The following is a 12,171-nucleotide window of genomic DNA, read 5'->3' on the forward strand; positions in this document are numbered from 1 at the left end:
ATGAACTACGCACACGAGCTGGTCGTGGCGCCGGGACGCAAGGTCAAACTCAAGGACGTCGATCCCGGCTTCCACGGCAAGCACGAATCCAGCGAAGCCGCGGCGCCTGAGATCGCCGCCCATCTCCAGAAGCTCGGGAGGCTGCAATACACGCTCTATGCCGAGCGCGCCCATTCCCTGCTCATCGTGCTGCAAGGCATCGATGCCGCGGGCAAGGACGGGGTGTGCCGGCACGTCATCGGCGCCATGAATCCCCAGGGCTGCGCCGTCACGGGCTTCAAGCAGCCCACGGCCGAGGAACGCGGCCACGACTTCCTGTGGCGCGTCCACCGGCATGCGCCGGAACTCGGCCAGGTGGCGATCTTCAACCGTTCGCACTACGAGGACGTGCTGGTGGTGCGCGTGCACGATCTCGCACCCAGGGAGACCTGGTCCCTCCGCTACGACCACATCAACGCCTTCGAGACCCTACTGGCCGACAGCGGCACGACGATCCTCAAGTTCTTCCTCTGGATATCGAAGGAAGAGCAGCTCGAGCGCTTCAAGCAGCGGCTGGACGATCCGGCGCGCCGGTGGAAGATCAGCGACAGCGACTACAAGGAACGCGAATACTGGGACGGCTACGTCAAGGCCTATGAGGATATGCTGGACCGCTGCTCGACCGACCGGGCGCCGTGGTACGTCATCCCGTCCAACCACAAGTGGTTCCGCAATCTCGCGGTATCGCAGATCATCTGCGAGGCCATGGAAGGGATGAAGCTGCAGATGCCAAAGCCCACCGTCGACCTCGACCAGATCCGCAAGGCCTACCACAAGGCTTCGAAGGCATGAGGTCCGCCCTGAACGGGCAGCCGGCGTCATGACCCTGACCGTCGCGATCTTCCTCGCGACCTACGTCGCGATGGCGTTGGGGCGGCTGCCGGGCTTTCGCGTCGACCGCACGGGAGCGGCCCTGCTCGGCGCCATCGCGATGCTGGTGTTCGGGAAGATCGACGTGGACGCTGCCTGGGCGTCGGTGAGCTTTCCGACCATGGCGCTGCTGTTTGGCCTGATGATCGTGTCGGGTGCGTTCTCGGTCTCCGGCTTCTACGGCTGGCTCGCCGCTCGTGGCGCCGCACTCGAGCTCGCGCCCGCAAAGCTGCTCGCCGTGATGATCGTCACCTCGGGCGTGCTGTCCTCGATCCTGACCAACGACGTCGTCGTGGTCGCCATGGTCCCGCTGCTGGTGCAGCTCTGCCTGGCGCGCGGCCTCAACACCACGCCCTTCCTGCTCGGCTTCGCCTTCGCCGCCAATGCGGGAGCGGCCGGCACCATCATCGGCAGCCCCCAGAACATGATCATCGCCCAGGGGCTGGACCTCAGCTTCGTCGGGCTGATGCGCGCGGCCCTGCCGCCGTCGCTCCTCTCGCTGGTCGCGATCTGGGGCGTGCTGGTGATGCTGTACCGGGGACGCTGGATGCTCGACGGCGCCGCTCCCGCGTCAGCCACCGCTCAGCCTTCCCAGGTTCTACCCGAGCTGCCGCTCGACCGGGTCGAGATCGCCAAGGCCGCCATCGTGACCGCGCTGGTGGTAGCAGCCTTCTGCCTGACCGCCTGGCCGCGCGAGCTGATCGCCCTCGCCGCCGGTGCGGTGCTGCTGCTGAACCGCCGCATCGCCTCCGCCGACGTCATGAAGCATGTCGACGGCGACCTGTTCATCCTTCTGGGCGGCTTGTTCGTGGTCAATGCCGCGTTCGCCAGCACCGGCATTCCGCAGCGGATGATCGCGGACCTCACGCAATGGGGTCTCGACCTCAGGCATCCGGTGACTCTGCTGGTCGGGAGCGGCGTGGTGAGCGACATCGTCGGCAACAACCCCGCGGTCCTGCTCCTCATGCCCTATATCCAGGGCGGCAACCCGGAGCAGACGGGCGCCGCGATGGCGCTCGGCACTGCCCTCGCGAGCAACGTCGTGGTGTTCGGCAGCCTGGCGGGGATCATCGTCGTGGAGCAGGCGGCCAAGCGCGGCGCACCGGTCTCCCTGGCTGAGTTCTCCCGCGCCGGCGTGCCGGTGTCGCTGATCAGCATGCTGATCGCGGCAGGCTGGCTGCTTCTCCTTGCCTGATATGTCTTGGTTCGCGCACGCCGACGCTCAGCGCGTGTTGGAGGCCGTTCTCGTCCGCCATCCCTACGATGCTGACGCGCTCGCGGCCGCCGCGATCTGAGCAGCAGACATCAAATAGTCCATTGCAGTGCGAGCATGATTATCTATCGCCGACCGCGTCTATCAACCTGCCGCAGACAGAGGATCTGTGCCCTCACTCAGGATGGCGAGGTAGCGGCGATAGCCGAAGACTCGGCCACGCCGCCGGCCGGTTACCTCTTCGACGATGCCGATGCGCTCAAGGTCGGCAAGCGCGGCATTGACCGTGGGCGCTGACAGTCCCGTTCGTACGACGAGCAGATTTGCGGTGAGATAAGGGTTCTGCTGAAGGAGATCGTGGATGCGCAGCGCGGAGCCGGCGCGTTCGCTTTCGCCCGTGATGCGTTCACGATCTTGCTTGAACAGTTCGACGATCCGGGTGGCCGCGTCGAAGGCCTGATTTGCCGTGTCCGCAACACCGGTGAGAAAGAAGTCGAGCCAAGCCTCCCAGGCCCCATGTTCGCGGACCTCCTGAAGCAGGCGATAATAGTCGGCGCGATGAGTCTTCAGATAGAGGCTCAGGTAGAGCAGCGGCTTTCGCAACACTCCATGGACGCACAGGTAGAGTGTCACCAGCAAACGGCCAATGCGGCCGTTGCCGTCCAGGAACGGATGGATCGTCTCGAATTGCACGTGCAGGAGACCGGCCTTGATCAGCGCCGGCAGTCGGGACTCGCCCTCGTGCATGAAACACTCAAGGGCGTCTAGGCATTTGTCCAACTCCGTCGTTGGAGGAGGGACGAAGAGCGCGTTGCCCGGACGGGTGCCGCCGATCCAGTTCTGCGACCGACGGAATTCGCCAGGACTCTTGGTGTCGCCCCGCCCGCCTTGCAGAAGCCGGGCGTGCATTTCACGGATGAGGCGAAGCGAGAGCGGCAGGTTCTCGAGCCGCTCCAGCCCGTACATCATCGCGTCGACGTAGTTCGAGACCTCGCGGATGTCGTCGATCGGCTGGCCAGCCTGCGCTTCAGTTTCGAAGCGGAGCAGGTCGGAAAGGGTCGATTGGGTGCCCTCGATCTGCGAAGAAAGAACGGCCTCCTTCCTCGCGTACATGTAGAGGAAGAGTTCCTGGCGCGGCAGGAGCATAGTGATGCCGTCGAGCCGCCCAAGCGCACGCTCGGCCAAGCTCAAGCGATCCAGCAGCACGAGCACATCGATAGGTGGCGTCGGCGGCAGCGGCGGCGGCACGAAGGCGCGTACGATCTCGCCGGCAACGGGCGTCTCGACAAAACGGCCAAGCCGCTGATTGGGGTCGGAATCGGCCATTTGCGCCGACTATGGCAAGCGGCCGCTATTTAAGCAATGGTCTCTCAACTTAATTAGCAAGCAAGCTAATGTAGGGGAGCTTAAATAGCGGAGGCAGCCGGATGAGCAGGTCAGCCGCCGCCTCAAGTGCAGCCGACGCTATTCGGGGATGGTGATCGGGAAGTTGAGGTCCATCTCTACACTACGCATTATCGCCCTTCCCGGGGCGGGACTGCCCAGCGTCAACCTGTTTGGTCACCGCGTAGATGGCGACCGTGCCAAACTTAGTCGGCAAGACATGAATGGTGCGAGTAACTAAGTACCCCCTCCATACTCTCACGAACCGTCGGCGAGACAAGATGTAAAGCGGACGTAGCGAGAATGATGCCCACGAACTGCTTGCGAGCCTCATGGAGCATGGAGACGATATTCTCGTCTTGCCCAACGAAGAAGTGTGCCTCATCGCAGTAGACATATACGGGCGTGGCACTCTTGCGTTGACGCGACGCGAAGGCGAGCTGAGCTAGGAAGAACCGTCCAAATGCCTCTGCGCCTTGCCGTCTCGATAGTGGAGCGCGTGATGTCGGGAATGACAAGTTTGGCGTTGAAGGCGCGATGCGTCAGACTATCCATGAACGATTTGACGAACTCATCTGTAGGCGGAAACCAAGTTGCTGGATCGTCGGCAATGGGAGCGTGGTCGATTTGTTGCTCGGCTAGTTCTTCCTTATGCCTCGCTATGCCAGGCAAGGTGAGCGCCGAAATAAGTTTAGTGAGCCAAGGTGGCCTTTCTTTCCTTTCGGTCAGTCTGATGATCCAAGTACACGAAAGCAAAATCGCGATTAGGGTGAGCGTGTTGCTGAGACGCTAGCTACACCACCCCAGGCGGCGGTTTCACTACCCCTTCGAACGTCATTACAATCATCGCAAGCATCATCTCTAAGACCGCAGGCTACGCGGATGCGATGGGCGGCCTTTACGTTGTTGTCGAAAACACCGACGTTGTAGGTATCGTTCAGTCACAGGTCTCAACCGGCTTCCGCTACGCTGACGAAGCAGCAACAAACGGCTTGCTTGGCTCAATGATGGGCGTAGACATCTACGTCGTTCGCTCAGGCACGTTCGTTAGCGCCACTCAAGGCACCAAGACCTGGAATAACGCAGGCTATCGCGTTGGCGGCGTGAAGAACGTCTCTACCTACGCCTTCCCTCGCGGCCTCCAGTTCGAGGAAAAGGACGTATCAGGCGTTACGGGCAAGGAAGTTGTCTGCTACGGCCTCGTAGGCTTCAAGCAGTGGACTCCACTCGCAAGCCTCACTATCCGCATCTTGCTCGCTTAATCACTAATCCCCCTTTTTGGGGGACTCATGAGACTGCCCGCTTCCCACCGATTCGGTCCGGTCTCAGCAGTTCCCCCGAAAGGCAACACACAATGGCAAAAACACCAGCAAAAACACCAGCAGAGGATACGCCAGTTGAGGCTTCTGTTGAAACCGCTGCACCTGCAATCACGAAGTCAGACGCTCGCGCGGCGGCATGGGCACAGGTCGTTGCGAAGATTAAGCACGACTACCCTCATGCGTTTGAGGCACGCGCGGCAGCAGGCGAGTTCGACAAGATCCCTGATAGCTTCGACCCAGCGCACTTCAAGCTCGATTAACCACTAACTTCTTACCGATGAATAACATCATCAAATCACTTTTCGCCCTTGTCGTCGGTCTCGGCATTGTCGGAGGCGTGTATGTGCTGAACCACGCGCCAACAGACGCACCGAGCGTCGGCGCAATCAGCGGTCCAAACATTCCGTACAGCTACCTTCAGTGGGGCGCGGGATTTGGCGTCACCAAGAACCCAACGAGCTATCCGCTCACCACAGGAACGACCACTCCTTGCGCGATTCCTTCCCCAGCGGCAACCTCGACGCTTCGCTCAGCCGGTATCACTGAGACAGTTAGCTCGACCACTGCATCACGCATTGTGATAGCGAAAGCCGCTAATCCATACGCAACAACTACGCAGCTTGCCGCGGCAACGCGACGCCTGTACCAGTCCAGTAGCCCCAGATTTGACCCATGCCGACATGGACAAGTCCGCCATGAGGGACGAAGGCTGTAACCATCTCTTCCACGATGATTTTGCGGGTCGGCTTCTCGGAATTGCCGTCGTAGAGGTAGACAATGCCCTTCTGCTGAACGCTGTCGGTCGGATTGTAGGAGACCTGGGTGGAAATGAGCATCTGTCCGGTCGATGGGTCGATGCCAAGCGCCACAATGCGCTCTGTGGAGGCGAGGGTGAGGATCGTGCTGAAGTTCACCCCGTCCGTCGTGTACTTGAGCAAATTGCCATCACCCGCGTAGAGGCGCTGTTCATAGACGAGCAGAGGGTGATGGACGGAGCTAGAGGCGAATACGGCCGAATCCTCCGTCCACGTCCATGCAGAGGTGTTTATCTTCGCCATGTGGGTGGTTGAGGTGGCGTAGGTTGAGCCTGCGTATGACACCATGTCGGTCACGCCGAAACTGTAGGTCTTGGCGGCGCTAGTAATGCGCTTTGTTAGCCCTCCTACGCTGCTGGAATCGTACACGTTGCCTGAAGCGTCGATGAGAACGCGATTGGCCGGGGAAACGACCTGGCTGTCTTCACATGAGGCGATGAGGTTGCCGGACAGGTTGGTGGATTTGTCGGTAGGGTCTTGGGTGGCCTGCAAGATGCCTTCTGTTGGGAAGGGATTGAGGTTACTGCTCGAGACGCCAAACCCGCCATTGGCGGCGTAGTCAGACGACGCGAGGCCGTCTAGGATTTCCTTCGCTCCGATGGTGAGTAGTGTCTTGCCGTCCATAGATTATTTGTTGTTCTGCGGCGCTGGCCTCATGCCTCCTTGCCTGTCTGAGGCGTAGTAGTGCGTACCGGACTGAGAGCCGCTTGTGGTGATAGCTGTTCCTCCGTCTGTTGCGGAGACCTGGAACGTGTCTTGCGACGTCTGGACGACGTAGTACCAAGTGTCTACAGCAAGGCCGGTAGGCAGTGCGCCAGTCGTAGCGAACGTAACCTTGTCACCGACGATGAGGCCATGAGCTTTCCTGGTGATGACGCCTGGGTCTGCGATGGTGACGGTGAAGACTTGGTAGTTCCGCATTCCGTAGAAGTCGGTGAACTGCTTCTCCTTCTCGGTCAGCTCTGCTCGAAAGGCGTTGATAGAGGGGATTACACCCTCACCCGCGTATTCGAGAATGACACGCAGAGGAATGAGGTCATGGAACAAACTGTCGAACTTTGGCTCGGCCGTACCTGTGGAGAGGTCGCCCGATGTCCAAAGCGTGGGGCGGTAGTTGTCCAACTTCCTGCGGATGATGGCGGTGTAATACTCGTAGGATGCGTTGAGTGCGATGAGCATGTCAGCGTCGGCAAATGACACCGTGTCGGTGTGTGTGCGGCGACGTATTCGACTTGCCATCGTCGAGAGGTTCATACCTAGAAGACGTAGTCAGTAACGCTGATAGTGGTGGCTGTCTGGTTGGTCGATGAGGCCGTAATCGAGCCGCTGTACTTCATCTGTGCGCCAGTGAGTTCAAAGCACACCTCGTACCCGGCTGCGGCCGCAATGACGTGGCTGTACTTGCCTGTATTGGCGTTGGCGGCCTTGTCGCCGTCGAGGTTGATGTAAACGGGATTAGCATTGGGGTTGCAGATAACTGCGTATGCGCGGGTGTAGCTATTGGCTGGGTCAGTTGGATTCGTCGTCGTTGCAAGCACACGGGTAGAGGTCGTAACTGAAAAGGTGGTCGAGGTCGTGGCAACGCTCATCTGCGGGTCGCCTGGATAGGCAGAGCCAAGCGCCGGACGTGCCTGCGTGAAGAGAACGAGTGCCAGCACTATGATTGCGCCTGCGAGGGCGAAGAGCGCTGGAGCGATGTATTTGTGGTTGGTTGTCATATTGCTAGCGAGCTAGGTGGAAGGCTCCGCTGGAGCGCTCTACCCAGCCCGCTAATTAAAGCGGACTAGATAATTAGAGACCGTAGGTGTCGAACTCAGCCCAGCAGCGGCCTTCTGGTGAAAAGGTGCCTGTGCCTCCGCTCTGTCCGAAGACAATGTACTGCGATGGGGCAATAACGAAGGTGTCTGCGGTTGAGGTGGCTGTAACAGTAGCCTGTGCTCCTGCCGCGACGCTTCCTACGCAAGTTCCGCAACGTCACGCTCACGCAGAACAGTCTTCCCTACAAGCACCACTGGGCAAGCATCGGCCGCGCCCTGTTCTGCCTCGACGGCAGCCAGGTGCTTGCCTTTGCGGAGGTAGTGCCAGGACGACGCCGCTTCTATCCATTCGCTGCAACAACAGCCACAGCGTCACCCAACGCCTACATGCTCGCACCGATTGGCGGCAACCTGCTCGGCATCGGCGCATCTACGAATACATGGGCTGTCGTTGACATCACATCAGCGAACGGAGGTTCGGGACATGCGTACCTCCCAGTTATCACCTTCCCTCGTCCCGTTTTCATATCCCGCATTCGCTTCGTCACGACAGGCGTGGTCAATGGAGGGGGTAGTCCGATCGATCGCGGCACATTCAGCTTCATTGATGAAAAGCTGACTGCGCGCCAAACCGCTGTTCCAACCTTCACCATTCCGGCAAACAGCACCAAGTATCTTTTCGACTTCGAATTTGGCCGAACGCAGGTTCACGCCATGCAGCCACACATCAGTTTTGAAGGGTTCAACACGTCGAACTCCCTTCGCATTACCCAAATGATCGTTTACGGCGCTGTTGCCGAATAAATGTATGGACGACTTTGCAGCACTAGCGGAACGAGTAACGAGGCTTGAGCAGAAGCAGATAAATTTGAATACCGACATCATCGGATTGTTCGAGGTCGTCTCCACTGCACCATCAGTAGCGCCCACAAACGTCTATCAACAGGTGAAGCTCTACGCAAACGGCTCGACTTATCGCTTATACTTATATGACTACCTCAATCGCGCCTGGAGGTACGTCGCCCTCACTTAGCTATGCCTACTCAAACACCCGAACAACTCGCAGCGACTATTAAGGCGACAGGCATGACGCCAGCTCCAGCAGGGCCGGGGCAAACACCAGCTCCTATAGCTGTCTCCACCCTTACGACGCCTCAAGCGCCGATAGGCGTAACAGCCCCGCCGGTCGTAGCGACCCCAAACGTCGCAAACATCACTGTTGCACCGCCTGTTCAAGCACCTACGCCAACGCCGACTCCAGGCTCAACCAATATTTCCGCACTTGACCAGCTCACGGCATCTCTTTCGCGAAAAGGGACTGACAGCACTGCAATCACCAACGAGTACACCGCATCGGCTCAGCGCAACCTCAATGAACTCAACACAGCCCTCAAGATTCAGCAGACAAACGCCATCAAGAACCAAGAGCTTGCGATGAAACAGGGCGACACCCAGGGTTTCGCGACCCGCGAGGCTCAGAACGCCGCCCGTACAGACGCCATTGAGACCATGCGCCTTGCCGCACTCACCGAAGCCGCACAAGGCAACCTCGCGCTTGCCGAGAAGCACGCTACAGACGCCATAAACGCCAAATACGGGCAGATAGAAGCTGATATCCGCACGGCCAAGCAGAACATTTACGCCAACTACGACACATTCACAGCCGAAGAGAAGAAACGTGCCGATGCGTTGCTCTTGTCGCTTGATGCTCAGGACGGATTTGTCGCCCAGCAGAAGCAGGACGCAAAGGATATCAGCGCACTTGCCATCACCGCAGCACAGAACGGTGCAGACGCACTCACGCTACGCACAATTCAGAACGCCAAGAGCGCCGATGATGCCTTGAACATCATGGCCGCAAAGGGCTTGGTCGTTGACCCAATCAAGCGGCAGAAAGACCAGCTCGAAATTCAGAAGACGAAGGCCGAGATTGCCAAACTCAACGCAGATGCTTCGGGTAGTGGCCTAGACCCTACAAACCTTATCGCTTACGCCCAGCAATACGCCTCAACTGGCGCTATCCCTACAGGCCTCCCGAAGGGTGCGTTTGGCGTCGTCGCTCAATATGCGAAGGAGATGCCAAAACCAGATGGAAGTCTCATATCAGCGACTACAGGCATCAAGGACAGCAAGATACCGGCCGCCGAGCAGGACGACATTTCACGCCTCTACAACATTGTTCAGCTCACCAGCAAACTGAAGGAACTGGATAGCGAGCGTGCTTCTGGCGTCGTAGGTGGCACACTTGGCAAGGTATTTGGTTCAGACGCCCAGGCGCAATATCTGACAACCCGAAAGGCCATCGTTGACGAAATCTCGCGTATGCAGACGGGAGCGGCGCTCACCACCCAGGAACAGTCCTTCTACGAAGGCTACCTCCCAGGTCGTTTCACCGCACCGCCAAAGGCGGACACTTCCCCCCACATTTCTCCCCCGAACGTGGTTCCTGAGCCTGAGCCTGTTGTTCCACCTCCTCCCAAGTTCGATTGGAGCACTGTTGCATCGGCTCGCCATAGCGTCCGCGTCATCTGCGACGAAGAAGGAATGACTGTGAAGGATAAGAACGACCTGTGCGCGACTGTCGGAGCAGAAAGCGGCTGGCAGAGCTACTATCTTTCAGGCCCCAAGAAGGGACAGCCTGTCATTCGCGAGAACACCGTGAGCGGTGGCAAGGTGTGGTCCACTGATTGGGGCATCGCCCAGATAAACGACCACTACCACGTCGGCCCAGGCAAGCCGTTCCAGTCAGCTCAGTTCATACTCGACAACCCTGAGGTCTGCATTCGCTGGATGTGCAAGCAGTGGAAGGCGGGGAATCGCGAATGGTGGATAGCATTCAAGAATGGCAGCTACCGAAAGTATCTATGACCCACCACACCAAATTTGGCTCCGCGAGACGAACGTTTGAGCAGGCGCGCAGGCGTGCTCTCTCTGTTGGGCGCTGTCTCTGGCTCACTGTCCGTTCAATTCATGCTGTACGGCGCAGTGAGCAGTGCGGGGCGTATTAAAAACTAGCTTTTCAAATTTATGATTACAGCAATTGTTATCGTGCTCTCGCCGTTCGTGCTCAATGCACTCACAGCCGTCGTCAACGCCATTACCGGGATCGAATCGACGACCGGCAAGCGTATCGTTCTCTCGGTGCTCTCCCTTATCGGCATGGTCGCGGTTTCCGCCTCTACCGGCGCTTCGATAGATCCCGCCAACCTCAACACCGACCTGGTGCTGTTGGCCGAGGCCTTCTACGGCTTCATTTCCGCTCACGGCTCGTATCACCTGTTCTTCAAGCCGAAGCCAGCTCAGGCACAGGTCTAAACACTCCGTTTTTGGCCTCTGGAAGCCCTCAGGAACGATCCTGGGGGCTTTTCCTTGTCCCAGGCCGTCTACCCGCCCTGAGGGGCTTCGGTGGCTTAGCGCCGGGGGGTGGCTTGACCACCAGCTCGCCCAGCTCCTCGCCCAGGACGGACGCCAGACGCCCCAGAATGTCGATCCCGACGTTGACCTGACCTCGCTCCAGGCGGGCGACAAAACTCTCGTCTACGCCTGCCAGCCCCGCCAATTCCTCAATTGTGAGGCTTTTGGCGACCCGTAAGCGTCTGACATTCCAGCCAACAAGCCTCCTTGCGTCCATTGCTCGACGCCACCAGCTTGCGAACGGGTAATACAGGGCATATGTTCCCTCCTTTCAAAATAGGAGGCATGTATGCGCGGTATTCTTTTCGTGGCGCTTCTGTTCGCCGCCCCAGCCCTTGCCCAAACCTCGAGCTGGCAGGCCAAGGCTAAGATCACGAGTGGTTCATGTGCTGATGGCGCAATCGTCTTCGTAACCGAGGAACCCCGGAAGGCACGTCTCGTCTTCGTCCTCCAAGGTAGGCCAACAGGGACGCCGCTCGACGTCGACATCGGCCAGGACGGCGGCGGGTTTGCTGAGAGGGCGAACGCTATGTACGGGCCAACGACCTATCAAATCTTCCCAGGCATTGGGAAACGTCTCATCAAGAGCACGACGAACGACGGCAAGTGCTCCTGGACGTGGCAGTAGAACGCAAAACCGCCCGAAGGCGGTCTGCGTAGCTGGCGATGGTTATAGGCCCGACCTGAGAGCGAGAGACTGGGAAATAAAACCAGTTAGTAACGAAATGGGAGGTCGGAAAGGAGCACCAGCTACCTCGATTGTAGCACGCGCCTCAGCAGCCACCATTCCATCACCGAGAGGTCTGCTATTGTGCCAAACACCTCAGCCTCTACCGCTTTGATGAAGGCGGGATCGCTCTGGTTCTCTGTTGCGTTTAGTTCTTCGTTCATCGTGGTTTAATGCTCCAATCCTTCCTGACGTACAGGTGCTTGCTCTTCTTCCTCCCTCTTGTCGGTTTCTTGTTCATTTGCGGATGAATCGGTTTGTCGTCGTTTGCATGTACTGCTGCACACCGTATTGTTTGTGGTACTTGAAATGACAACCTCGGCACAATGCGGTGAAGTCATTATCGCTCAGGCCGAGATATCTGTTGTTCTTCGGGTATCGCTTGTGATGCAGGTTTATATACTTCGTGGTCTTGCATCGAGCGCATCGCTTCTTGTGCTGTGAGTACCAAACCTCTTTTTGAATGCGCCAGAAGTCGCTCTTTATGAAATCGCGGTAGCTGAATTTGTCCCGCCTGTGCGCTTTTAGAAGCTCTTTGTTTTTCTCTTGAATGTCTAGATACATACATTTGGGTAGCGCCCCACTTTTGCTTTAGGTCTAAGCAATTGCGGCGGAGTAACGGGTCAGAGGT

General features: G+C 58.5%; 13 protein-coding genes. 8 read left to right on the forward strand and 5 right to left on the reverse strand.

Going from position 1 to position 12,171, the window contains the following annotated elements; translation table 11 throughout:
• Both Q0Q48_RS02425 and Q0Q48_RS02430 read left to right on the forward strand, forming a co-directional pair.
• Complete coding sequence (locus tag Q0Q48_RS02425; protein WP_295133357.1) at positions 1-831, forward strand: polyphosphate kinase 2 family protein; 831 nt, start codon at positions 1-3, stop codon at positions 829-831.
• A gap of 28 nt (positions 832-859) precedes the next feature.
• Positions 860-2,104, forward strand: coding sequence for an SLC13 family permease (locus Q0Q48_RS02430; protein ID WP_295133361.1), 1,245 nt, complete (start codon positions 860-862; stop codon positions 2,102-2,104).
• Between the two features lie 162 nt (positions 2,105-2,266).
• Here Q0Q48_RS02430 and Q0Q48_RS02435 read toward each other — a convergent pair whose 3' ends face one another.
• The gene (locus tag Q0Q48_RS02435) at positions 2,267-3,448 is read right to left on the reverse strand and encodes a Fic family protein (protein ID WP_295133364.1); all 1,182 of its coding nucleotides are present in this window, start codon (positions 3,446-3,448) and stop codon (positions 2,267-2,269) included.
• Positions 3,449-4,392: 944 nt separating this feature from the next.
• Here Q0Q48_RS02435 and Q0Q48_RS02440 point away from each other — a divergent pair.
• Complete coding sequence (locus Q0Q48_RS02440) at positions 4,393-4,767, forward strand: hypothetical protein (RefSeq protein WP_295133367.1); 375 nt, start codon at positions 4,393-4,395, stop codon at positions 4,765-4,767.
• 92 nt (positions 4,768-4,859) lie between these two features.
• On the forward strand, positions 4,860-5,087 hold the full coding sequence (locus Q0Q48_RS02445; RefSeq protein ID WP_295133370.1) for a hypothetical protein: 228 nt from the start codon (positions 4,860-4,862) through the stop codon (positions 5,085-5,087).
• Positions 5,088-5,438: 351 nt separating this feature from the next.
• Here the strand turns inward: Q0Q48_RS02445 and Q0Q48_RS02450 are convergent, their stop codons facing one another.
• The 3 genes from Q0Q48_RS02450 to Q0Q48_RS02460 form a co-directional block, all read right to left on the reverse strand.
• Positions 5,439-6,266 (reverse strand): hypothetical protein, encoded by an 828-nt coding sequence (locus Q0Q48_RS02450; protein WP_295133373.1) that lies wholly within the window; start codon positions 6,264-6,266, stop codon positions 5,439-5,441.
• A 3-nt stretch (positions 6,267-6,269) separates the two neighbouring features.
• A complete protein-coding gene (locus tag Q0Q48_RS02455; protein ID WP_295133376.1) occupies positions 6,270-6,821 on the reverse strand; it encodes a hypothetical protein in 552 nt (183 codons plus the stop codon).
• A 77-nt stretch (positions 6,822-6,898) separates the two neighbouring features.
• Positions 6,899-7,360, reverse strand: coding sequence for a hypothetical protein (locus Q0Q48_RS02460; RefSeq protein WP_295133377.1), 462 nt, complete (start codon positions 7,358-7,360; stop codon positions 6,899-6,901).
• A 216-nt stretch (positions 7,361-7,576) separates the two neighbouring features.
• Between Q0Q48_RS02460 and Q0Q48_RS02465 the strand changes: the two genes are divergently transcribed.
• The 3 genes from Q0Q48_RS02465 (at position 7,577) to Q0Q48_RS02475 (ending at position 10,714) form a co-directional block, all read left to right on the forward strand.
• Positions 7,577-8,203, forward strand: a complete 627-nt coding sequence (locus Q0Q48_RS02465) for a hypothetical protein (RefSeq protein WP_295133380.1) — start codon at positions 7,577-7,579, stop codon at positions 8,201-8,203.
• 282 nt (positions 8,204-8,485) lie between these two features.
• Positions 8,486-10,267, forward strand: a complete 1,782-nt coding sequence (locus Q0Q48_RS02470; RefSeq protein ID WP_295133383.1) for a hypothetical protein — start codon at positions 8,486-8,488, stop codon at positions 10,265-10,267.
• Positions 10,268-10,426: 159 nt separating this feature from the next.
• Positions 10,427-10,714 carry a hypothetical protein gene (locus Q0Q48_RS02475; protein WP_295133386.1) on the forward strand — a complete coding sequence of 96 codons (288 nt, stop codon included), beginning with the start codon at positions 10,427-10,429 and terminating at the stop codon, positions 10,712-10,714.
• 28 nt (positions 10,715-10,742) lie between these two features.
• Here Q0Q48_RS02475 and Q0Q48_RS02480 read toward each other — a convergent pair whose 3' ends face one another.
• Positions 10,743-11,030 (reverse strand): helix-turn-helix transcriptional regulator, encoded by a 288-nt coding sequence (locus Q0Q48_RS02480; RefSeq protein WP_295133389.1) that lies wholly within the window; start codon positions 11,028-11,030, stop codon positions 10,743-10,745.
• Between the two features lie 72 nt (positions 11,031-11,102).
• Here Q0Q48_RS02480 and Q0Q48_RS02485 point away from each other — a divergent pair, with 72 nt between their 5' ends.
• Complete coding sequence (locus Q0Q48_RS02485; RefSeq protein ID WP_295133392.1) at positions 11,103-11,441, forward strand: hypothetical protein; 339 nt, start codon at positions 11,103-11,105, stop codon at positions 11,439-11,441.
• Positions 11,442-12,171: the final 730 nt, after the last annotated feature.

Origin of the sequence: uncultured Reyranella sp. (assembly GCF_945957355.1) — a bacterium.
In the GTDB taxonomy this organism is placed as follows: Bacteria; Pseudomonadota; Alphaproteobacteria; order Reyranellales; family Reyranellaceae; genus Reyranella.